Origin of the sequence: Paenibacillus sp. EKM212P, from assembly GCF_011066115.1 — a bacterium.
Classification (GTDB): domain Bacteria; phylum Bacillota; class Bacilli; order Paenibacillales; family Paenibacillaceae; genus Paenibacillus; species Paenibacillus polymyxa_B.
This window is the reverse complement of the sequence record NZ_JAAMNR010000002.1, coordinates 477,454-499,043: the sequence shown is the minus strand read 5'-3', so window position 1 is coordinate 499,043 and position 21,590 is coordinate 477,454. Positions and strand designations below refer to the sequence as shown.

Below are 21,590 nucleotides of genomic sequence, written 5' to 3'. Positions count from 1 at the left end.
GATTATATGAAGGGTCAACGACATATTAAAATTAGGGAAATTATTTCACAACATGAGATTGAGACGCAGGATGATCTGGTTGAAGCATTGCGTAAGGCTGGTTTTCAGGTCACGCAGGCGACCGTATCGCGTGATATCAAGGAGTTGCTGCTCATCAAGGTTCCAATGGACGATGGCAGATATAAATATTCGATGCCTTCAGATCAACGTTACAATCCGGCCCAGAAACTGAAACGTACGTTGGTCGATAACTTTTTGCATATTGACTACACAACCAATCTGATTGTGATGAAATGCCTGCCGGGAACAGCCAACTCGATTGCTGCTTTATTGGACAATATTGAATGGTCCGAGATCATGGGGACGATTAGCGGGGATGATACCATTTTGATTATTTGCCGATCGGAAGAAAACAGCGAAGCTATCGTGAATCGTCTTATGGGCTACATTTCCTAATTATAATGGCTACGCATATTAGGCGTTTTAATTTGTACATCATAGAGGTGAAAGAACGATGCTGGTCACTTTGTCTATACGGAATTTGGCGGTTGTAGAGGCCGTCGATGTTCATTTTTATAAAGGGTTTCATGTGTTGAGCGGGGAAACAGGTGCTGGTAAATCCATTATTATCGATGCGCTTGGGCTGATTGCAGGCGGTAGGGGCTCTGCTGATTTAGTGCGTTACGGTTGTGATAAAGCAGAGATGGAAGCCTTATTTGAACTGCCGGTAAAACATCCAGTTTGGATTACACTTGAGGAACAAGGGATTAAGGCTAATGCGGAGGAGCATTTGCTGATTCGTCGCGAACTTACGGTTCAAGGGAAAAGCTCTTCTCGAATTAACGGCCAGATGGTTAATTTAACGATGCTGCGTGAGGTAGGTGAGCAACTCGTCAATATCCACGGGCAACATGAGCATCAAAGCCTGCTACGTGCAGATCGCCATCTGGCGCTGCTGGATACGTTCGGTGATTCGGTCATCGGTCCGGTCAAAACGCTTTATCGGGAGCGTTACAATGCTTTTGTCAAAGCGGAAAAAGAAGTAAGAGAACTGCAAAGCTCCAGTCAAAAGGCTTATCAGCTTTTGGATATGTACCGATTTCAATTAGAAGAGATCGCTGCGGCGGAGTTGAAATTGGGAGAAGATGAATTATTGGCAGAGGAACGGGTCAAGCTATCCCATAGTGAGAAAATGATGGATGGGATATCAGGAGCATACGAACTGCTAAGCGGCAGAGGTGGACTGGATACGATCAATAACGTGTTGTCCAGATTAAACGATGTCCAAAGCTATGACAGCAAAAACCTTCAGCCCATTGCGGAGCAGATTCAGTCTGCTTTTTACCAGTTGGAGGACGCAGCATTCCAATTACGTTCTTATCGTGAGGATATTGAATTTAATCCAGGCAAGCTGCATGAAGTGGAGCAACGTTTGAATCAAATTACCGGATTACAGCGAAAATATGGTGATAGTATAGAGCAGATTTTGGAATACTATAGCCGTATTGAGCAGGAAACCGATCTGCTGGAAAATAAAGATGAGCGGTTGGAGCAGCTCATTGCAAAACGGGACGAGCTGCTTTCCGATTTGCTTGAGATTTCGGAAGAGCTTACAGAAGCACGCGAAATTTGTGCTGAAGAGCTTGCAGAGCAAGTGGAGCAGGAGTTAAAAGACCTGCAGATGGAAAGAACGTCACTCAAGGTGCGCATTGATCCAATTGAAGATCCACGCGGATATGAGTATAAAGGTCTGAAGGTAAGACCTACCAAGCAGGGCATTGATAATGCGGAATTTCTTATATCCCCCAATCCAGGTGAGCCATTACGTCCACTTGGTAAGATCGCTTCAGGCGGTGAGCTATCACGTATCATGTTGGCGATGAAAAGTATTTTTGCGCGTCATGATCAAATTCCAGTACTCATTTTTGACGAGGTGGATACCGGGGTGAGTGGTCGTGCAGCTCAATCCATTGCCGAGAAGCTATATCGTTTATCTTCCGTTTGTCAGGTCTTTTCCATTACTCATTTGCCACAGGTGGCATGTATGGCAGATCATCAGTACCTTATTGAGAAAAATGTCCATGATGGACGGACCATGACTCAAATTGAGGGACTTACGGAGGATGGGCGTATCAAGGAATTGGCACGGATGCTGGGCGGCGTGGAAATTACCGAAAAAACTTTGCATCACGCACAGGAAATGCTGAATTTGGCGGAAGGAAAGAAAGCCTGAAAAGAGCGGCTGGCGTAATGTTTAACAGTTATAAAAGCCTGGGGGCAAGGTTACCTTATAGGTACGCAATTGGCGACCACCTTTACTCGTCAAGCGAAAGAAGCAAAGGGAGCGTGACAGCCATTGAATTTTTACTCCAGGATCAAATTGCTCGGTCTTTTGCTTGTTTTTCTTATGTGTTCTATCGGTAACGCTCAGCATGTGCAAGCTGCGCTGCCTCCACAAGCTTCTTTGGATTTGTTCGGCTCTAAAAGCATGAGGACAACCCAAGAAAGTGTAGTTCCCGATTTAAAAGTATACCCGGGGGGGCAGACGATTGGGGTCAAAGTAAAATCTTCAGGAGTGCTTGTCGTCGGTCACCATATCATTCAAGAAAGTAATGATCGTAAGGTGTCACCTGGTGAAACAGCGGGGATTCGCCTAGGGGATCGGATTACACACATGAACGGCAAACCACTCAATAGCCTGGCAAGGGTTGCTGAGGCAGTAGACGAAGCAGGTAAGAATAAAAAGCCGCTCGACATTACACTTTGTCGAGGAGAGCAGACGATTTCCACGAAGTTAACACCAGCATATGATCAAGATGATAAAGCGTGGCGGCTTGGATTGTACATTAGAGACTCGGCTGCAGGTGTAGGTACATTAACGTTTTACGCACCGGACCAGGGTGTATACGGGGCATTGGGCCACGTAATTACCGATATGAATACCCAAACCCCTATTGTCGTGGGGAGCGGAGAGATTGTGCAGTCCAATGTCACGTCAATTGCGAAAAGCCAAAGTGGGGAACCAGGAGAAAAACGCGCTCATTTTCTCAAAGATCATCGGGTATTAGGAAATATTGAACGAAATACGAATTTCGGAATTTTTGGGAAAATGTCAGATGAGCCGCAATATGGATTGTATTCAACTCCTATTCCGGTGGCTCTTGCGAATGAAGTAAAGGAAGGACCTGCAGAAATTTTGACTGTACTGGAAGGTCAACAAATTCAGCGGTTTCAGGCGGAAATTGTACACATTTCTCAGCAGGACAAACCAGCAACCAAAGGACTTGTGATTCGCATTGTAGATCCAAAGCTGTTGGATAAGACCGGGGGAATCGTGCAAGGAATGAGCGGTAGTCCGATTATTCAAAATGGTAAGCTTATCGGGGCTGTGACACATGTATTTGTGAATGATCCTAAATCAGGTTACGGTTGTTTTATCGAATGGATGCTGCGCGATGCAGGAATCATGCAGAATAACGTAAGCTTGAAATCATCTTCTAATCTTAAGGCGAGCTAGTGGCCTTAAGATTTTTTTGTCGAAAAGCAGGGGAATAACTCATATTTGCAAGATAAAGAATCAATTATAATAGAAACTATAAAAAAAATAAATAAAAATAATTTTCGACAGAAGGAATTCATAATTCGATGTCGAAATCATATACTCCGACAAGAAATATTTATATACTGTAAACAGATATCACAATGGAATATCACTCAATGAGGAGGAAGTACATTGCAAAAAATTGAGGTATTGTTGGCTGATGACAACCGGGAATTTACGAATTTGCTTGCTGAATATATTTCCGATCAGGAGGATATGGAAGTTACAGGAATCGCCTATAACGGCGAAGAAGTGCTCCAACGCATCGCAGAATCCCGCAACATACCTGATGTACTTATTTTAGATATTATTATGCCTCATCTGGATGGTCTCGGTGTATTGGAGCGTTTAAGAGAAATGAACCTGACTCCACAGCCGAAAATCATTATGCTGACTGCATTCGGTCAAGAAAATATTACACAGAGGGCCGTACAGCTCGGGGCATCTTATTATATTTTGAAGCCGTTTGACATGGAAGTGCTGGCTAACCGTGTTCGCCAATTAGTGGGGCCGCAGTTAGTTAGCAGCAGTCCGGTGACCATTTCATCCATGCGGTCCAACGTTGTACCTATGGGTAAGACTAAAAACCTGGATGCCAGTATCACGGCCATCATACATGAAATTGGTGTACCAGCTCACATCAAGGGCTATCAATATTTACGCGAAGCCATTACGATGGTGTACAATAATATCGAAATTTTGGGAGCCATCACCAAAACATTATATCCGGCAATCGCCGAAAAGTTCAAAACGACGGCATCTCGCGTAGAACGCGCAATTCGTCATGCTATCGAGGTAGCATGGACCCGTGGAAATATCGACAGCATTTCACACCTGTTCGGTTACACCATTAATATCAGTAAGTCCAAACCAACCAATAGTGAATTCATAGCGATGGTAGCAGATAAGCTGAGAATTGAGAACAAGGTGTCCTGAAAGGGTCAGAATGATTGAGAAAGCAAGGGATTTTTGTGGTTTTACGTTTATCAATGATAATTGCAGGGATGGCTACTAATTTCCAAAACTGCCGACCCGATCCGATAAACTTCTGAATAGTAAATAACTAATACCGCCTATTTATTGGTTCTTCCAAGAACCAGTAAAGGAGCGGTATTTTTTATGAACGATTTTGAATTTCAATTGGACAATTTAAAGTTTTCTTCAATTATCATCATTTTCATGCTATCAGTGGTCGTTCTATTAAGGGAGAAAGTTGTTAAAATACAAAATACTGAATGATATCGGTCTGCTATCCCGTAGTATTTATCCCTAATTGGAAGGTGGAAAGAAAATGAATTCAATAGAGTATAAAGAGTTTTTATAATAAGATTGGAAAAATCAACGGCTGGAATTTCAGCCATGTGAAATGTATCTCCGAAGGAGTAAAATGGGACTTCTACAATGAAGTAGCGAAGACATGCAAGAAGTCGGATATATTGCTTGACATCGGTACTGGCGGCGGGGAAGCAATTTTATCAATAGCAGATTCTGCATTACTTCTAGTTGGGATTGACCATTCCACTGGAATGATTGAAACAGCAACCAAGAATTCTGCTGAATCAGACATAGCAAATGTTCGTTTTTTCCAGATGATGCTGAAAATCTAAATTTTCCTGAGAATTTCTTTAATGTAATCTCTTCTAGACATTCTTGTTTTTATGCAAAAGAAATAGCAAAGGTGTTAGTAAAGGGTGGTATGTTCCTTACACAGCAAGTAAGCGAAAACGACAAATTAAATATTAAAGAAGCGTTTGGAAGAGGACAGGCATGGGGTGCTAAGAAAAACTCGTTAAAAGCTAAATATATTACCGAATTAAGTGACGCGGGCTTTAAGGACATACAGTCATTTGAATTCAATGCAACCGAATATTATCAGACTCCTGCAGACTTAATATTTCTCTTGAAACGCACACCAATTATTCCCAACTTCGGAGAAGAAGAAATTGATTTTCAAATACTCCAACAATTTATTTTGGACAATCAAACCGAATTAGGAATAAGGACAAATTCAGAACGATTTATGGTGATTGCTAGGAAGTAAAACATAAAGGGATACCCGTTTTTGGGTATCCTTTTTTTTAAGTTTGATGGAATGAGTGAATAAAGATTTTTAGCATCTCCCTCGCTAAATGGCAGAATCATTGGGAATTATGAGACATAATACCCTTCACACTGTTTATAAAATAAACCTGAATCAGTTGCACTAACCATCACGAAGAAAAATTTCCCTTTTGTAAACAGTTCTGAAATTCTCTTTAAATTTGATATAAACAATGTGTCGTTTCTTGTCGATATAGTATCTAATATAAAGAGAACTGAGGAGCGAATATATGAAATTTAACATCCGAACAAAATTGATATTGGGTTTTCTTGCGGTAATAATCCTGCTGATCGTAATTAGTACAGTATCTATCTCAAAAATGAAAAACCTAGGCGACACTTCGATGGAAATTGATAGCCATTGGATGCCTAGTGTGACCATCCTGGGAACACTAAATGGTGATGTATCTGATGTTGAACGGCTCTCATTAAATATTATTGTAGAACGTGACCCAGAGGAAATGGAGAAGGTTCAGGGTGAATATGATAAGGTTTTAAAAAAGGTTGAGGAAGGCCGAAAAACATACGAAAAATTAATTGCTACCCCTAAAGAACGCGAAATGTACGAAGAATTCTCCAAAAATTATACGGAGTATTTGGCTAAGTTGCCAGAAGTGATTGAAGCGGGGAAAGCTAATGATTACACTCAATCAAGCATCCTTCATCAGGAGTCCTATAAGTTGTGGTATAGTTCAAACGATATGATCAGTCAGCTCATTAAATTGAATGCAGATGGATCTAAACAGACTACGAAAGAAGCTGTTGACAACTTTATTTCAGGGAGACAATTGGTCATCGTTTTGAGTATAGCAGCCGTTATATTGGCATTGATCATGGCAATCATCATAGCTCAAATTATTTCTAAACCTATCTTGCGAATCAGTCGTGCCGCTGAAAGTATCGCATCGGGTGATCTTACAAGTGAAGCTATCATTGTGAAGGGCAAGGACGAGATCAGTACGTTGGCACATTCCTTCAATGTCATGGTTGAGAACCTTCGCCAACTGATTCAATCAGTGAGCAAAACGACTGAGTTGGTAACCACTTCCTCAGAAGAATTGACGGCCAGCGCAGAGCAAAATAGCCAAGCTTCTGCACAAATAACCGAAACGGTGCAAGAAGTAGCTACTGGAACAGGAGATCAGGTAGATATGGTGACGAAATCGTCCCAAGCTATTGAAGAAATGTCTATCGGTGTTGAGCAAATCGCCATCCGCGCGCAAAATGTATTCGCATCTGCGCAAGATGCGGCCCATAAATCGGCTGAAGGTAACCAGATGATTCAACAGGCAGTTACGCAGATGAATGCTGTGAATGATTCGATGAATGGATTGGCAGATCTCATGGCTGGATTGGGAGGGCGTTCAGACGAAATTGGCAAGATCATTGATGTTATCACCAATATTTCTAGTCAGACCAACCTTCTTGCCTTGAACGCTGCGATTGAAGCGGCCCGCGCAGGGGAACATGGTCGCGGATTTGCTGTAGTTGCAGGCGAAGTTCGCAAGTTGGCCGAACAATCGGCTCACTCTGCTCAACAAATTACGGAGCTTGTGGGATTGATTCAAAAGGATACTACCCATGCTATTGAGGCGGTAGCGTCCAACGGGAAGGATGTCATGACAGGTCGTGAAGTTGTACAAAATGCAGGCGCATCCTTTGAACTAATTCAGGAAACCGTAAATAAAGTGGCCAGTGAAATTGAAGAGGTTTCTGCGGGATCAGAACAAATGTCTGCAAGTACAGATGAGATTGTTGGTTTTGTCAGACAAATTTCAGCGATTGCTGAGGAAGCCGCAGCAGGGACACAACACGTATCTGCCGCAACTCAAGAACAACTGGCGTCCATGGAGGAAATTGCTTCGTCTGCAAGAAACCTGTCTACGATGGCAGAGGACCTGCAAGGGCAAATTGGTAAATTCAAAGTATAGTTCGTATACTGCTTTTTATGTTACAGAGGAACTAGCTGCTCTATTGTGAGCGGCTTTTTTCTTTTTTTTATTAATATATTGTGATTAAAGGGTGGAGATATGAGGAATCTGTAATTGGAAAGATATGATATAATGGTGGGAAATTCTTTGGGTTGGAGTGACCATCATGGACAATAAGACTGAACTTAAAGCAAGTGACCTACGTCAGTTAGCGATAGACAAAATCATAGCTACACCATTTTTGAATGATTTTAAATATCTGAAAAGTAGAAAGGTTTTGAAAAAAGAAACCAAGGTTATATTTGAAATTTGTTTTGGTGCGACCAAATATGGTGCATTAAAAGTTTATATTATCGTGGAATCCAAAAGAATAAAAAAAGAGTATAGTACTGGGGCATGTTTTCACAGTGAGTTGATTGCTCTCACCAAGAAATATACGGAAAACAGGGATTACCTTGTGTCCACAGAAGCTGAAAGAGAACGGGTGATCCAAGAGATTATTGAAGATATTTACACTTTCGCGTTGCCCTTTTTCAAGCGATTTGAACATGTAGAAACACTAGCAGAACAAGTACATAAGTCAGGCTTTTTACCGCACCGCAAACGCTTTGATAAGTTTAATCCGTTGACGAAAAGATTCATTGATTTTTATTATCAAGGGGAGTAATGTAGCCATCTGGGCCATTTTTATTCTCACCATTGGGCTATGATAAGGAGAACGATCTTCAAAGAGGGGATATTATCGTTTTTCAAAAGGATGATGTACAATTTGTAAAACGGGGCAATGTACTCCTTAGGAAAAGATGATTTACCTAATATGCTCAATTTCTTGCTTAGAGGCGAGTCGGATATTGCACTGGAGGGTACGTTTTTTATATGGGTAGACAATCGGATGAACAGCACAGAGGCTGTATAACGGGTATAATTTCAATGAATAAAGCTATAGGCTAAGTCATCGCATTGAACGGGCTAGTGGTATTAACCCAATTGATTCTAGCAAAGGCGGGGATGAGAGCATGTGGAATAGTCTGACTTGGGTGTTCTTCGGCGTGTTGTTGGTGGCGTTGGGTTGGATTGTTAAAGCAAGGCGTAGTCGCAGCAGCAACAAACAAGTGCATGAACAGCGGGGCAGTAACGTCGTTGAATTTCGTCCTCGTAAGTCCGCTCGACAATCCCGCACAGGAAATGAATCTAAGTCTAAAGTGTCTTCCGGTCCACGCACGAATGCAAAAGCAGCAGGTATTCAGGCCCAAACTGGGTTTGGACTGTCTGACTCTATCCAGGGCACAGGCAAGCAAAAATGCTCCTTTTGTAAAAAAGAAGACAAATTAACCTTCTATGCGGATGACAATGGATCGCTGTATGGGGTATGCAAAGAGTGTAAGCATAAGGCGGAAAGACAGGATATGTTGCCACTTTAGTCTATACAGACGATTGATGACCATCATTAAAGAATTCTTTTATTTAACAAAAACTCCCAACCGATGTAGTAAATTGGTTAGGAGTTTTTTGTTTGGCTTTACATCGTTATCTAATTTGCCTGTCAATCAGTTCCTCGAGCGCATCTGCTATGTGATCTGGTCCATAGGAGAGCTCTTCCCGGCTTAAGCTCAACCAGGCATGGCGCTCATCCATATCAAATGCAGTCTCAAGCCAACCAGATAACCCTCTTCCCCTGCGGTCTACTTCTACAAGCACGTGCACGCCCTCGGGTTCCAACTGCATAACCAGCTCTAGCTCCTCGATATCACGTGCATATTCTGATCCGGGCGTAAATTCAAATTCCTGTACGTACGGAACACCGCGTCCCAGCTTAGGGTGACGTTCGCAGGTGGAGGAGCGGAATCGGAAGCCCAGCAGGTTAACCGCCTCAAACACTGTATTCATATAGGGATGTGGCTCGATTTTGAGTGAATCACGATCGGTCGGGTCCAAAGCCATGCCAATATCTAATGCTGTTTCCAGCCAGACGGGCTGTTTGGCGTGAGTAACAGGAGTTTCCAACGGCAATCTGAAGGAAAAAGGAATTTCAAGCTCCTGTCCTTGTTCTAGATGAAAGCCGTCAGATACCTTAATCCGTGCAATGCAGCAGGTGCTGGTAGTTTTTTTATCATCGTGCTCCACGATATATTCAGTCTTGAGCTCGATGTCAATTTTGCCGATTTCCTGATCAATTTTGCCGCCTTTGATGCGCATGATGCCACTAAGTTCTTCCCCAGGCACATATACAGCTTGATCCACCAGTGTATCGACTTTAGCTGAACCGATTCCTGCGCTTGCTAAGATTTTGTTAAAAAAACTCATTATTCCGTCCCCCCAGATAATCTCATGGTCATGATATACAAACGAAAACTAAAAACTTGTACAGCTTAACCGGATATACGGGGCAATGGTTCGATTCGTTCCAAAAAAATGCAAGAAAAAAGTCACTGGTACTCACGTAGGCATATTGCAGCTTGTAGAGCTATCTGTCCACTAATCGCAGTTCACTTTATGAGGAGGTATAAAGCAATTTCGACAACGAGGCTCATAAGCCTCAGAGTCGCCGATCATCACAATAGGTCCCACAGTGGAAGGTTTACCATTTACCATACGTTGCGTAAATACGGCTTCCGAGCTACCGCAGACAGCGCAAAAGGAAGTCAGTTTCTCGATGTCATCCGCCATGGCGAGCAGACCACCGACATAGCCGAACTCTTTGCCTCGATAATCCAGATTCAGCCCATCGGCAATTACATGCTTGCCGCAATAAGCTAGCTCTTGTACAAGCGACATAATATGACGACTGAAAAACTGGACTTCGTCAAAGGCAACCACGTCGGCATCTTTTGTTTCTTGCAAAATACGCTGAACGAGCTCATCTGTAAGTTTTCTTGGGATAGAGATAGCGGGCAGCCGATATCCGATCCGGCTTACTATTTCGTCCTCGGCATAGCGGTTATCTTCAGCGGGTTTGTAAGCTACCACTTTACGATGCCCGTATTGGATTAGTTTTTGACAGCGGCGAATCAATTCGCCGGATTTTTCACTGAACATGGGGCCTGTAATAATCGTAATTCGTCCTGTAGGCAAAGCGAATTCCCCTCTCTGTAACATGTACATAACACTGTAAATCTTCTTCTCCGAAAGAAAACGCCATTATAGATTACCATAACCAGCCGTATACAGACTAGAGAAAATATATTGATTTTCGACATGTTTTTGTATGTCCATTCCTAAAACGTAAATGTGGTCGTCATTGCTCTGCCGCCGCGGGCATGATATGGTGAAGCGTAGTGGAATGAAGGGAAGAGTGAAAGGCATGGACGAAAAAAATACGGATTATAGTGCCCAAAAAGGAGCATTACTGGAGCAAGGGCTGATCAGTCCGCAAGCTCTAGAACTCATCACTGAGCTGGAGACAGAGCTGAACTTTCTGCGCAAACAAAATGATTCATTTCGCAAGGCGCTGCGAGCCAAATCAGCACAAAGTCCAAGGATGTCTACCAAATTACGAGATGCGCTGTATGAATGATATGGAAAGATATCTGGATTAAAGGGTTAGCTTTTTTGTAGCCTATGCCTAAACGCTATATTTTGTACAGTGAAATAAAGAGAGTACAATAAGCTATATATAATCAATTGTTAATGGAGGAGAAACATGACTATACATTGTGATGTCGCTATTTTGGGTGGAGGAACCGGGGGGTATGTAGCAGCCATTCGTGCCGCCCAGCTAGGCAAAGAAGTGGTTATCATTGAAAAGGACAAGCTTGGCGGAACCTGTCTGCACCGTGGTTGCATTCCGAGTAAGGCCTTGCTACGCAGTGCGGAAGTATATGCCACGATTAAAGAAAGTGCACAATACGGTATCGAGACATCGGGAGCACAGCTTGTATTTCCCAAGGTTCAGGAACGTAAGGAAGCCGTTGTGGAACAGCTGCATCAGGGCGTTCAATTTTTGATGCGTAAAAATAAAATTACGGTACTGAGCGGTAAGGGACGCGTGATTGGTCCGTCTATATTTTCTCCAAAAAGCGGGGCAGTTGCCGTGGAACTAGAAGATGGTGAGATGGAAACGATTGTTCCTGCACATCTCATTATTGCAACAGGATCACGCCCGCGTGTGCTGTCCGGACTAGAGCCAGATGGCGAATTTATTCTGAGCAGTGACGAAGCGTTAACGATGGAAGAGCTGCCAGCATCCCTGATTATCGTGGGCGGTGGTGTTATTGGCGTGGAGTGGGCTTCCATGCTAAATGATTTTGGCGTGGAGGTTACAGTGGTTGAAGCTGCGAATCGACTTATTCCCACGGAAGACGAAGACGTTTCGCGTGAAATGCAGCGCTTGTTAACCAAGCGTGGTGTCAAGGTGCTGACGGGTTCACAAGTGCTGGCTAAAACATACGGCAAAGATGAGGAAGGTGTGCAGATTGACGTGCAAAAAGGGGAAGAAACCGAAACCCTCAGCGCTACCAAACTGCTCATTTCTGTAGGGCGTCAGGCAAATGTGGAAAATATCGGGCTGGAAAATACGGATATCCGCGTAGAGCGTGACTTTATCTCAGTTAATGAACATTTGCAGACGAATGAACCACATATTTACGCCATTGGGGATTGCATCGGCGGCTTACAACTGGCGCATGCAGCGAGCCATGAAGGTTTGCAGGCGGTTCATCATCTGGCGGGCGAAGATTTTCACAGTGTACCTAACCATCTGATTCCGCGGTGTATTTATACACGTCCTGAAGCCGCAAGCGTCGGCTTAACGGAGCAAGAAGCCCGCGAGCGTGGACATCAGGTGAAGACAGGGAAGTTCCCTTTTCAAGCTATCGGAAAATCGCTAGTATACGGCAGTCGGGACGGCTTCGTCAAAGTAGTGGCCGACGAGAAGACCAATGATATTCTCGGTGTACATATGATCGGTACGCATGTGACGGACCTGATCAGCGAGGCGGCTCTTGCGCAACTGCTGGATGCTACGCCGTGGGAAGTCGGACAGCTTATTCATCCGCATCCGACGTTGTCGGAGATTTTGGGAGAAGCGATGCTGGCCGTTGATGGACAGGCGATTGGCATATAAACGTTTCAAATAAATCGGTGCTTTTCTTTTTGGGGAGAAAAGGATTATAATGGGGTTAGTCAGAGTTTAGTACCAGGTTTTAAGACAAGATGGTACTAGGTACTGGAAGTAGGATGTTTGACACTTAAGGAGGTGCCTCAATGAGTTCTAAAGGCGCTGTAGACGCTGGCTTCAGACATGAACAGCTGGGACTTACTCACGGACAAGTTATTGATATGTACAGATATATGTTGCTCGCAAGAAGATTTGACGAGCGCAACATGCTCCTGCAACGGGCAGGGAAAATTAATTTCCACGTTTCCGGCATTGGACAGGAGGCGGCACAAGTAGGTGCAGCTTTCGGCCTTGACCGGGAAAAGGACTATTTTCTTCCCTATTATCGGGATTATGGATTCGTGCTTGCGGTAGGAATGACGCCGCGCGAATTGATGCTGTCGGCATTTGCTAAAGCAGATGATCCCAATAGCGGTGGTCGCCAGATGCCAGGTCATTTTGGTAGTAAACGGCTGCGTATTGTGACAGGCTCCAGCCCAGTAACAACACAGGTTCCGCATGCAGTAGGTGTAGCTTTGGCTGCCAAAATGCAGAAAAAGGATTTTGTATCGTTTGTTACGTTTGGAGAAGGCTCCAGCAATCAGGGAGATTTTCACGAAGGCTGTAACTTTGCTGGTGTACAAAAGCTGCCAGTCATTATTATGTGCGAGAACAATCAATATGCGATATCGGTTCCGATTCATAAACAGTTGGCAGGCAAGGTAAGCGACCGTGCTTTGGGATATGGATTTCCAGGGATTCGAGTCGATGGTAATGATGCATTGGCGGTATATGCGGCGGTGAAGGAAGCACGCGAACGTGCTGTCCGCGGTGAAGGTCCTACGCTGATCGAAGCCATGATGTACCGACTGTCTCCTCACTCCACCTCGGATAATGATCTGGCTTACCGGACCAAGGAGGAAGTGGATGAGAACTGGGCCAAGGATGGCGTAGCCCGTATGAAAAGCTACTTGATCGAATGCGGCATTTGGGATGAGGCCAAGGATGCGGATCTGTCGGCTGAGCTGCTGCTCGAAGTCAAGGAAGCGATTGAATATGCAGATAAAGCGCCTTTTCCAAAGCCCGAAGATACGCTGCTGCATGTGTATGCAGATAGCGATGGGGAGGGCCGATAACGATGGCGATTATGGAATATATTGATGCGATTCGTCTTGCCATGAAAGAAGAGATGGAGCAGGATGAAACGGTTTTTGTATTAGGTGAGGATGTCGGGGTGAAGGGCGGTGTCTTTACAACGACAAAGGGGCTTATGGACCAATTCGGTGAGCAACGTGTCATGGATACGCCATTGGCTGAGTCGGCTATTGCCGGGGTTGCGATTGGTGCGGCCATGTACGGAATGAAGCCGATTGCCGAAATGCAATATTCGGACTTTATGCTTCCGGCGACCAATCAGATTATTAGTGAGGCTGCTAAAATCCGCTACCGCTCTAACAACGATTGGAACTGTCCTGTGGTAATCCGCGCGCCAATCGGTGGTGGGATCTTTGGCGGTTTGTATCACTCTCAGTGTCCAGAATCGATCTTTTTTGGTACGCCGGGTTTGAAAATTGTTGCTCCATTTACCCCTTATGACGCAAAAGGATTGCTGAAAGCAGCCATTCGTGACCCTGATCCGGTGCTGTTTTTTGAAAATAAAAAATCCTACAAGCTGATCAAGGGTGAAGTGCCTGAGGATGATTATATCGTTCCGATTGGCAAGGCTAATCTATTACGTGAGGGTGACGATATTACGGTCATCGGTTATAGCCAGCCTTTGCATTTTGTCATGCAGGCTGCTGAGGAATTGGAGAAGGAAGAGGGCATTACCGCACATGTTGTGGATTTGCGCACACTCCAACCGCTGGACCGCGAAGCCATTGTTGAGGCTGCACGACATACAGGTAAGGTATTAATCGTGCATGAGGACAACAAAACGGGCGGTATCGGTGCCGAGGTATCGGCTATTATTAATGAGGAATGTCTATTCGAGCTGGATGCGCCGATTGAGCGTCTATGTGCTCCTGATGTACCAGCCATGCCGATCAGTCCACCGATGGAGAAGTTTTATATGTTAAACAAGGATAAAGTTAAGGAAGCCATGCGCCGTCTTGCAATGTATTAATATAGGGCAGATTCGACGAAAGCATTCCAAAAGTATAGCGGGGGTAGCGGTAAAACGCGCCCTCCTATGATGTTAAGGAGTTGAAAAAATGTCAGACCAAACACAATGGAACGACGTGACCATGCCACAATTGGCAGAATCGCTCGTATCGGCGACAATTGCCAAATGGCTCAAACAACCTGGTGAAACGGTAGAGCAATTCGAGCCGATTTGCGAGGTTATTACAGATAAAGTGAATGCAGAAATCCCATCCACATTGGACGGCATTATGGGTGATTTGTTGGCAGAGGAAGGTCAGACAGTAGCGGTAGGCGAGTTAATTTGCCGTATCCAGACGAAGTCGGCTGTACCTGCGGCGGCATCAGGGGCGACACCTGTTGCACCAGCATCTCAAAGTACTGTACAAACACAATCTCAGCAGAGTGCTGGATCGGATCAGTCCATGAGAGGACGTTTTTCCCCAGCGGTGCAAACCCTGGCTGCTGAGCATAATGTGGACTTAAGCCAAGTACCAGGCACGGGCATGGGGGGAAGAATTACCCGCAAAGACGTGCTGAATTATGTGCAGCAGGGCGGTTCTGCTCCTACTGGAGTATCTGGACAGCCGACTGCGACGACATCAGGACAAGGCTCTCCTTTTGCAGGAAGACAGCAGTCTGCCACTCAGCACGGTACACCGATTCAAAATATGGACCCTGCTATTCCGGTTCGTAACAGTGGGATTCATTTGACGGAGGCTCCAAAAGCCCCTGTGATCGAAGTTGAGGGTGGCAACAATAACAGATCCGAGTATTTTATTGATGTTACACCCATTCGCAGTGCAATTGCTCGTAATATGCGACAAAGCGTTTCCGAAATTCCACATGCTTGGACGACGATTGAGGTGGATGTGACCAACCTGGTGATGCTCCGCAACAAGATCAAAAACGAATTTAAGCAAAAAGAAGGCATTAATATTACGTATCTGGCTTTCCTCATGAAAGCAGTCGTGAATGCAATCAAGGAATATCCGATTATGAATTCGGTCTGGGCAGTGGACAAAATTATCGTCAAAAGAGACATCAATATTTCGCTAGCCGTAGGTACGGAGGACTCCGTTCTTACCCCTGTTATTAAAAAAGCGGATCAGAAAAATATTGCTGGATTAGCTCGTGAAATTGACGATTTGGCACGTAAAACCCGGGAAGGCACGCTCAAACTGGACGACATGCAAGGCGGAACGTTCACTGTAAACAACACAGGCTCCTTTGGTTCCATTTTATCTTATCCGGTGATTAATTATCCGCAGGCTGCAATTCTTACCTTTGAATCCATTGTCAAAAGACCAGTGGTTATTGATGATATGATTGCGGTCCGCTCGATGGCTAATTTGTGCTTGTCGCTGGATCATCGCATTTTGGACGGAGTGATTTGCGGACGATTCTTGCAACGGGTTAAAGAAAATCTAGAAGGCTACACTTTAGATACGAAGCTGTACTAATCATCCGAACAATTGGGGGAAATGTACGGAGAGGAAGTGACAGGCCGTGAACAGACGACCGCTTGATGTAACCTATACGAATAGGATGGAATATGCCCATGCATGGGATGTCCAGAAGGAGATTGTGGGAAAGCTGGATGCGGGAGAGGCAAGAGAAACGCTCATGCTTCTCCAGCATCCGCCGACCTATACGATTGGTTCTCAGCGGCATCCTGAACATTTGCTCCTCACACCAGAGCAACTGAAGGAGCAGGGAATCAGTGTCTTTCAGATTGACCGTGGGGGAGACATTACATATCATGGGCCGGGGCAGCTTGTCGGATACCCTCTCCTTATGCTCGGCAACCGGGAGGCGTTGAATCTGCACGGATACCTTCGAAGTCTGGAAGAAGTGATCATCCGGTTGTTGGCATCTTATGGAGTTGAGGGAAGCCGTAAGCCTGAATATACGGGGGTATGGATCGGGAATCTTAAAATTGCGGCCATTGGCGTCAAATTCAACAAGTGTAAGCACCGTCGGGGCTTCGTAACCAGCCATGGCTTTGCCTTTAACATCAAATCAGGGATACAGCATGAGGGCTTTGAGGGTATTGTCCCGTGCGGAATTCAGGAATACGGTGTGACATCATTGGAGGACTGCATACAGAAGCCTATATCGGTGGAGCAGATTGCGAAGGAAATTGTACCGTACTTTGAACAGCAATTTTCATTTGTTGCGCAATGGCAAACGCATTCTTTCCAATAAAGTAAGGCGGGCTATTGTGTATCTACACGGAAGCCCGCCTGTTTGCTTTACGTAACAGCTCGTCCACTTCAAGGCTTCAATAGTGCCTTAGAGCAGCCGGATACCTTGAGTGGGATTTTATTATAGTGGCATAATAAACGGCTCAATTACCATGAACAGCGTAGAACCAATCATAGCTGCGAGCATAATGTAGACGAAAAAACGAACCCATTTTTTGTTCGACATGTGTAACTCCTTTAGGATAGGTTTAAGTCATAGATAAGAACATCTATCCGTATTGTAGCGTAATCGGGAAAGAGAGGAAAGTTTAATGACAGTAAAAGTAGTAAAAGACCGAATCGTACAGGAATTTATGGAACTCGTACAGGTGGATAGCGAAACGAAAAATGAGCAGGAAATATCACGTGTTCTAAAAGAAAAGTTTAATGCACTCGGGCTGGAAGTAATGGAAGACGATTCTCGTGAAAGAACCGGACATGGTTCAGGCAATCTGATCGTCACCTGGAAAGCGGAAGGTGTGGAGCAAGCACCCAAATTGTTTTTTACCTGCCATATGGATACCGTTACTCCGGGTACAGGCATTAAGCCGCAGTTGGGTGAGGATGGCTGGATTCGTAGTGACGGTTCAACGATTCTGGGGTCTGACGACAAGGCGGGAATTGCTGCTTTGTTCGAGGCGATTCGTGTCGTGCGCGAACAGAATATTCCCCATGGTCAAATCCAGTTCGTGATTACGGCTGGCGAGGAATCTGGTTTGATGGGTGCACGGGCGATGAAGCCGGAAGTGCTAGATTCTGATTTCGGATATGCTTTGGATTCAAATGGTGAGGTCGGCTCTATTTGTATAGCTGCCCCAACGCAGGCACGTATTGAAATGAAGATAACTGGGAAGTCCGCTCATGCGGGGGTAAATCCCGAAGATGGCATTAGTGCCATTCAGGTCGCTTCTAAAGCAATTTCTAAAATGAAACTAGGACGGATTGATAAGGAAACGACCGCTAACATTGGCAGTTTCGAGGGCGGCGGCGCGACAAATGTGGTATGCGATTTTGTATTGATCCGTGCAGAGGCTCGTAGTATTGTGCAAGAAAAGGTTAATCATCAAATCCAGCATATGCGTGAAGCACTGGAAACCACCACACGTGAATTTGGTGCACAGGGAGAGTTCCGCAGTGAAGTCATCTATCCGGCATTCAGCTTTACGGAGCATGATGAAGTTGTACAGGTTGCTCAGCGTGCGATTCAAAGACTGGGACTGGCAACGCCAACCTTCCATTCTGGTGGTGGCTCAGATGCTAATGTATTCAACGGGCTTGGAATTCCAACGGTGAATTTGGCTGTGGGCTACCAGAACATCCATACAACAGAGGAAAAGATTAAGGCCGATGACCTGGTGAAGGTTGCTGAAGTTGTCGTAGCTCTGATTCAAGAAACCACAAAATAAATTTGTATTATACACTTGCAACATACTGAAAAAAGGTTCAGGTTAAAGACAGGAACAGCGTTCCTTCGTCTTTAGACCTGAACCTTTTTTGGAACAGCTAGCGAAGCGATGGTGGCGGTAGGTCCGTGTTCCTTTTGCCACTGACGCAAGAGTGCTTGAATCTGCCAGGCTTTACCAACGATATGGAGGGTGCTTTCAGTACGGTAGCTTTTCATTTCTGCATCTCCTCATGACAGGAAGTTTGTTATCCTACCACCAGCATATGTACAAAGTGGACAAGTTAGACTAACTTTGGTGATAATTAATAAAGAAAGATAGATATGAAGGAGGAAACTTACCGATGAACGAGCAAACGAACGGACAATTGAACAATCCAACAAACGATGCACATCGCAAGCCTTATTCGAATCCTGCGCTGGAGGAAAAGACCGTGTCCACACAGCCTATCTTTGAGGGAAAGGTCATTACATTACAGGTAGACACGGTAGAGCTTCCCGACGGCTCCACTGGCAAGCGTGAGATCGTAAAGCATCCAGGTGCGGTGGCTGTTTTGGCTCTACATGAAGGGAAAATGCTGGTCGTGGACCAGTACAGACAGGCGATGGGGCGCTGTGAGGTAGAAATTCCTGCAGGTAAGCTAGAGCGGGGTGAAGACCCGATGGAAGCAGCGGGACGTGAGCTGAGAGAAGAGACAGGTTATACTGCTAAGTCGTTGAAGCTGCTGCACTCCTTTTATACCTCTCCTGGCTTTGCGGATGAAATCATTCATCTGTATGTGGCCGAAGAACTGGAGCTAGGTGAGATGGAACCGGATGAGGATGAATTTCTGGAGCTGTTTGAGGTGACGCTGGAAGAAGCACAGACGCTCATTCGTGAAGGACGGATTAGTGATGCCAAAACGATTCTGGCCGTCTATGCATGGCAACTCCGCCAACTTACAGGGAGCTTCTAAGCGTATGGATGAAAAAATAGTAGAACTTAACGACTACTTTGCAGACTTGCATATTCATATTGGCAGGACAGAGAAGGGAAATCCGGTCAAAATTAGTGGCAGCCGCGATCTGACCTTTGCCAACATAGCTAAGGAAGCCTCCGGTCGCAAAGGAATTGGGCTAATCGGTATCATTGACTGCCATGCACCTAATGTACAGGAGGATATTCGTACCTATTTACATACGGGTGAAATGAAGGAAATCAGCGGCGGAGGTATCGCATACCGGGATACGGTTATTCTCCTTGGCACGGAGCTGGAAATACGTGCTGAAGGTCGTCCTGAGGCGCACATACTGGCCTATTTTCCAGATCTAGCGGCGATGGAGGATTTTACCCAATGGCTGGCCCGGCATATGAAAAATGTTAATCTCAGCTCACAACGAATCTATGCACCGCCACGCGAGTTGCAGCAGCAAATTTACGGACGTGGAGGCATTATGGTGCCTGCGCACGTCTTTACTCCTCATAAGGGCATATACGGCAGTTCAGCGGCTCGTATGGAGGAACTGCTGGATATGGAGCTCATCAGTGGGGTGGAGCTGGGGTTGAGCGCAGATTCATCTATGGCCGGTTTGATTTCGGAACTGGATCGCTTCAGCTTTCTCACGAATTCAGATGCCCATTCACTTGGGAAAATCGGACGAGAATACAACAAATTATCACTGGCGAAGCCGTGTTTTGATGAATTCAGAATGGCTTTGGAGCGGCGGGAAGGACGACGGGTGCGTGCCAACTACGGATTAAATCCGAAACTGGGCAAATACCATCGTTCTTACTGTCAAAGCTGCGGTACGATTATTGACGAGCAACAGATGGCGGATGAACGTTGTCCTGACTGTGGTCATACCAAGCTGGTGCGAGGTGTGTTGGATCGAATATGGAGCATTGCCGACCGTGAGCAACCCATGATTCCGTCCCATCGTCCGCCATACATTTACCAGATTCCACTGGAGTTTATTCCAGGTCTGGGCAAAGCCAAGCTGAACCAGCTATTGGCTGCATTTGGAACAGAAATGAATATTTTACATGAGGTTACACAGGAGGATTTAGCAGCAGTCGTCGGAAAAGTGCTAGCAGAGCAAATTGTGCTTTCACGCGAGGGGCGACTGTCGCTTGTGTCCGGTGGTGGTGGAACATACGGCAAAATAGCTAAGTCCTAGTAAAGTCTTGTCCCTCTAAAGGCATATCAGCGTCTGCTTGTTCATAACCATAAATTATCTATGCCGCTGGCTTGGCACATCATTCGTGATGTTTGATCTGCAGCGAAAGCTGCCCCATTTCTTGCCATCAGCCGTCGGATTACGGTTGTTTTTTGGACAAACAAGCAGATGAAAGGGGCAGGACGCCGATGCAATGGTTTCGTCATACGTTAAAGGATCAGACGCCGTATTATGTTTTCTTGGCTGTGCTGTTTCTGGTGGGAGTCGTCTTTGGCGCACTTATGGTAAACGCACTCTCGCTTGAGCAGTTACAGGATTTGTCCCGTTACCTGAAGGATTTTTTTGTAACGGTCAATCAAAACGAACAGGGCTTCGCTGATTCGCAGGCGGCCTCGACCTTTTGGGATAGCGTATCTTTACATCTGAAATGGGTCGGCCTAATTTGGGTGTGTGGCCTTTCGGTTATTGGTCTACCGGGCATTCTTGTATTGAATTTCCTCAAGGGTGTGCTAATCGGATTTTCAGTAGGTTATATGGTGGGGCAATATTCGTGGAAAGGACTGCTATTTTCTTTGGTCTCAGTTGCTCCCCATAACCTGCTCGTGATTCCGGTACTGCTCGTCTGCAGCGTGGCTGCGATGACATTTTCCATCCATATGATCAAAACCAAAATACTCGCTACCCGGCCGTCAGACGGAATGCTGCGTCCGTTGCTGTCTTACGCAGGATTGACTGCTGTGATGATGGTGCTTCTTATTGGTAGCGCGTCCTTTGAAACTTGGATCACCCCGGTTATGATGCAATGGGTCACTCCTATGCTGACAGCTTCCGTGTCATCTTGATCCGTTTCAAAATGTTTGACTTTATTTGTATAGACCCCCTATAATAATAGGAGTGAAAAAAGTGCAGTAGGCAG

At 45.2% G+C, this 21,590-nt stretch carries 22 protein-coding genes and 1 pseudogene; 19 read left to right on the top strand and 4 right to left on the bottom strand.

All coding sequences use genetic code 11. From position 1 onward, the window contains the following. Window positions 1–6: 6 nt before the first annotated feature. The 9 genes and pseudogenes from ahrC to G9G54_RS08425 all read left to right on the top strand — a co-directional run bounded on the left by ahrC (window position 7) and on the right by G9G54_RS08425 (window position 9,053). Complete coding sequence (gene ahrC, locus G9G54_RS08460) at window positions 7–456, top strand: transcriptional regulator AhrC/ArgR (RefSeq protein WP_013310809.1); 450 nt, start codon at window positions 7–9, stop codon at window positions 454–456. A gap of 58 nt (window positions 457–514) precedes the next feature. Beyond that, complete coding sequence (gene recN / locus G9G54_RS08455; protein ID WP_165177299.1) at window positions 515–2,233, top strand: DNA repair protein RecN; 1,719 nt, start codon at window positions 515–517, stop codon at window positions 2,231–2,233. Window positions 2,234–2,356: 123 nt separating this feature from the next. Beyond that, entirely contained in the window at window positions 2,357–3,517 is a 1,161-nt protein-coding gene (gene spoIVB / locus G9G54_RS08450; RefSeq protein ID WP_039270958.1) for a SpoIVB peptidase, read from the top strand. A gap of 216 nt (window positions 3,518–3,733) precedes the next feature. After that, a complete protein-coding gene (gene spo0A, locus G9G54_RS08445; protein ID WP_023989239.1) occupies window positions 3,734–4,537 on the top strand; it encodes a sporulation transcription factor Spo0A in 804 nt (267 codons plus the stop codon). Between the two features lie 355 nt (window positions 4,538–4,892). Beyond that, window positions 4,893–5,642: pseudogene (locus G9G54_RS08440) on the top strand (class I SAM-dependent methyltransferase). Window positions 5,643–5,931: 289 nt separating this feature from the next. Further along, on the top strand, window positions 5,932–7,632 hold the full coding sequence (locus G9G54_RS08435; protein ID WP_165177297.1) for a methyl-accepting chemotaxis protein: 1,701 nt from the start codon (window positions 5,932–5,934) through the stop codon (window positions 7,630–7,632). Window positions 7,633–7,798: 166 nt separating this feature from the next. Next, window positions 7,799–8,299, top strand: coding sequence for a hypothetical protein (locus G9G54_RS08430; protein ID WP_165177295.1), 501 nt, complete (start codon window positions 7,799–7,801; stop codon window positions 8,297–8,299). A gap of 117 nt (window positions 8,300–8,416) precedes the next feature. Then, complete coding sequence (locus tag G9G54_RS25995) at window positions 8,417–8,548, top strand: hypothetical protein (RefSeq protein ID WP_256026455.1); 132 nt, start codon at window positions 8,417–8,419, stop codon at window positions 8,546–8,548. A gap of 100 nt (window positions 8,549–8,648) precedes the next feature. Further along, window positions 8,649–9,053, top strand: a complete 405-nt coding sequence (locus G9G54_RS08425; RefSeq protein WP_165177293.1) for a hypothetical protein — start codon at window positions 8,649–8,651, stop codon at window positions 9,051–9,053. A 106-nt stretch (window positions 9,054–9,159) separates the two neighbouring features. On the opposite strand, the gene G9G54_RS08420 is transcribed toward G9G54_RS08425, so the two are convergent. Next, window positions 9,160–9,936 (bottom strand): sporulation protein, encoded by a 777-nt coding sequence (locus G9G54_RS08420; RefSeq protein ID WP_165177291.1) that lies wholly within the window; start codon window positions 9,934–9,936, stop codon window positions 9,160–9,162. Window positions 9,937–10,107: 171 nt separating this feature from the next. Continuing rightward, window positions 10,108–10,704: a thymidine kinase gene (locus tag G9G54_RS08415; RefSeq protein WP_023989232.1), complete on the bottom strand. Its 597-nt coding sequence runs from the start codon at window positions 10,702–10,704 to the stop codon at window positions 10,108–10,110. A 208-nt stretch (window positions 10,705–10,912) separates the two neighbouring features. Here G9G54_RS08415 and G9G54_RS08410 point away from each other — a divergent pair, with 208 nt between their 5' ends. The 6 genes from G9G54_RS08410 (at window position 10,913) to lipB (ending at window position 17,077) form a co-directional block, all read left to right on the top strand. After that, entirely contained in the window at window positions 10,913–11,146 is a 234-nt protein-coding gene (locus G9G54_RS08410; protein WP_165177289.1) for a hypothetical protein, read from the top strand. 126 nt (window positions 11,147–11,272) lie between these two features. After that, window positions 11,273–12,694: a dihydrolipoyl dehydrogenase gene (gene lpdA, locus G9G54_RS08405; RefSeq protein WP_165177287.1), complete on the top strand. Its 1,422-nt coding sequence runs from the start codon at window positions 11,273–11,275 to the stop codon at window positions 12,692–12,694. A gap of 140 nt (window positions 12,695–12,834) precedes the next feature. Next, entirely contained in the window at window positions 12,835–13,863 is a 1,029-nt protein-coding gene (locus tag G9G54_RS08400; protein ID WP_025723034.1) for a thiamine pyrophosphate-dependent dehydrogenase E1 component subunit alpha, read from the top strand. A gap of 2 nt (window positions 13,864–13,865) precedes the next feature. Next, window positions 13,866–14,852 (top strand): alpha-ketoacid dehydrogenase subunit beta, encoded by a 987-nt coding sequence (locus G9G54_RS08395; RefSeq protein ID WP_039270974.1) that lies wholly within the window; start codon window positions 13,866–13,868, stop codon window positions 14,850–14,852. A gap of 88 nt (window positions 14,853–14,940) precedes the next feature. Further along, window positions 14,941–16,332, top strand: coding sequence for a dihydrolipoamide acetyltransferase family protein (locus G9G54_RS08390; protein WP_165177285.1), 1,392 nt, complete (start codon window positions 14,941–14,943; stop codon window positions 16,330–16,332). 46 nt (window positions 16,333–16,378) lie between these two features. Further along, complete coding sequence (gene lipB / locus G9G54_RS08385; RefSeq protein ID WP_039270978.1) at window positions 16,379–17,077, top strand: lipoyl(octanoyl) transferase LipB; 699 nt, start codon at window positions 16,379–16,381, stop codon at window positions 17,075–17,077. Between the two features lie 120 nt (window positions 17,078–17,197). Here the strand turns inward: lipB and prli42 are convergent, their stop codons facing one another. Further along, a complete protein-coding gene (gene prli42 / locus G9G54_RS08380) occupies window positions 17,198–17,302 on the bottom strand; it encodes a stressosome-associated protein Prli42 (protein WP_023989226.1) in 105 nt (34 codons plus the stop codon). Window positions 17,303–17,387: 85 nt separating this feature from the next. On the opposite strand from prli42, the gene G9G54_RS08375 reads away from it, so the two are divergent. Then, a complete protein-coding gene (locus G9G54_RS08375; protein WP_165177283.1) occupies window positions 17,388–18,521 on the top strand; it encodes a tripeptidase T in 1,134 nt (377 codons plus the stop codon). Window positions 18,522–18,592: 71 nt separating this feature from the next. Here G9G54_RS08375 and mciZ read toward each other — a convergent pair whose 3' ends face one another. Next, on the bottom strand, window positions 18,593–18,736 hold the full coding sequence (gene mciZ / locus G9G54_RS08370; RefSeq protein ID WP_076159536.1) for a Z-ring formation inhibitor MciZ: 144 nt from the start codon (window positions 18,734–18,736) through the stop codon (window positions 18,593–18,595). Window positions 18,737–18,861: 125 nt separating this feature from the next. On the opposite strand from mciZ, the gene G9G54_RS08365 reads away from it, so the two are divergent. From G9G54_RS08365 to spoIIM, 3 genes are all read left to right on the top strand, one after another. Beyond that, window positions 18,862–19,473 (top strand): NUDIX domain-containing protein, encoded by a 612-nt coding sequence (locus G9G54_RS08365; protein WP_061829249.1) that lies wholly within the window; start codon window positions 18,862–18,864, stop codon window positions 19,471–19,473. A 4-nt stretch (window positions 19,474–19,477) separates the two neighbouring features. Beyond that, window positions 19,478–20,674: an endonuclease Q family protein gene (locus G9G54_RS08360; RefSeq protein WP_165177281.1), complete on the top strand. Its 1,197-nt coding sequence runs from the start codon at window positions 19,478–19,480 to the stop codon at window positions 20,672–20,674. A 188-nt stretch (window positions 20,675–20,862) separates the two neighbouring features. Continuing rightward, window positions 20,863–21,516, top strand: a complete 654-nt coding sequence (spoIIM, locus tag G9G54_RS08355) for a stage II sporulation protein M (RefSeq protein WP_023989222.1) — start codon at window positions 20,863–20,865, stop codon at window positions 21,514–21,516. Window positions 21,517–21,590: the final 74 nt, after the last annotated feature.

Bases quoted from the DNA above. Each gene is read 5' to 3' on its own strand.
- G9G54_RS08390 (WP_165177285.1), top strand. From the start codon at position 14,941: ATGTCAGACCAAACACAATGGAACGACGTGACCATGCCACAATTGGCA.
- G9G54_RS08410 (WP_165177289.1), top strand. From the start codon at position 10,913: ATGAAGGGAAGAGTGAAAGGCATGGACGAAAAAAATACGGATTATAGT.
- G9G54_RS08430 (WP_165177295.1), top strand. From the start codon at position 7,799: ATGGACAATAAGACTGAACTTAAAGCAAGTGACCTACGTCAGTTAGCG.
- lpdA (WP_165177287.1), top strand. From the start codon at position 11,273: ATGACTATACATTGTGATGTCGCTATTTTGGGTGGAGGAACCGGGGGG.
- ahrC (WP_013310809.1), top strand. From the start codon at position 7: ATGAAGGGTCAACGACATATTAAAATTAGGGAAATTATTTCACAACAT.
- G9G54_RS08435 (WP_165177297.1), top strand. From the start codon at position 5,932: ATGAAATTTAACATCCGAACAAAATTGATATTGGGTTTTCTTGCGGTA.
- G9G54_RS08400 (WP_025723034.1), top strand. From the start codon at position 12,835: ATGAGTTCTAAAGGCGCTGTAGACGCTGGCTTCAGACATGAACAGCTG.
- G9G54_RS08395 (WP_039270974.1), top strand. From the start codon at position 13,866: ATGGCGATTATGGAATATATTGATGCGATTCGTCTTGCCATGAAAGAA.
- recN (WP_165177299.1), top strand. From the start codon at position 515: ATGCTGGTCACTTTGTCTATACGGAATTTGGCGGTTGTAGAGGCCGTC.
- G9G54_RS08425 (WP_165177293.1), top strand. From the start codon at position 8,649: ATGTGGAATAGTCTGACTTGGGTGTTCTTCGGCGTGTTGTTGGTGGCG.
- prli42 (WP_023989226.1), bottom strand. From the start codon at position 17,302: ATGTCGAACAAAAAATGGGTTCGTTTTTTCGTCTACATTATGCTCGCA.
- G9G54_RS08360 (WP_165177281.1), top strand. From the start codon at position 19,478: ATGGATGAAAAAATAGTAGAACTTAACGACTACTTTGCAGACTTGCAT.
- G9G54_RS08365 (WP_061829249.1), top strand. From the start codon at position 18,862: ATGAACGAGCAAACGAACGGACAATTGAACAATCCAACAAACGATGCA.
- mciZ (WP_076159536.1), bottom strand. From the start codon at position 18,736: ATGAAAAGCTACCGTACTGAAAGCACCCTCCATATCGTTGGTAAAGCC.
- G9G54_RS08375 (WP_165177283.1), top strand. From the start codon at position 17,388: ATGACAGTAAAAGTAGTAAAAGACCGAATCGTACAGGAATTTATGGAA.
- G9G54_RS08420 (WP_165177291.1), bottom strand. From the start codon at position 9,936: ATGAGTTTTTTTAACAAAATCTTAGCAAGCGCAGGAATCGGTTCAGCT.
- G9G54_RS25995 (WP_256026455.1), top strand. From the start codon at position 8,417: ATGTACTCCTTAGGAAAAGATGATTTACCTAATATGCTCAATTTCTTG.
- spoIIM (WP_023989222.1), top strand. From the start codon at position 20,863: ATGCAATGGTTTCGTCATACGTTAAAGGATCAGACGCCGTATTATGTT.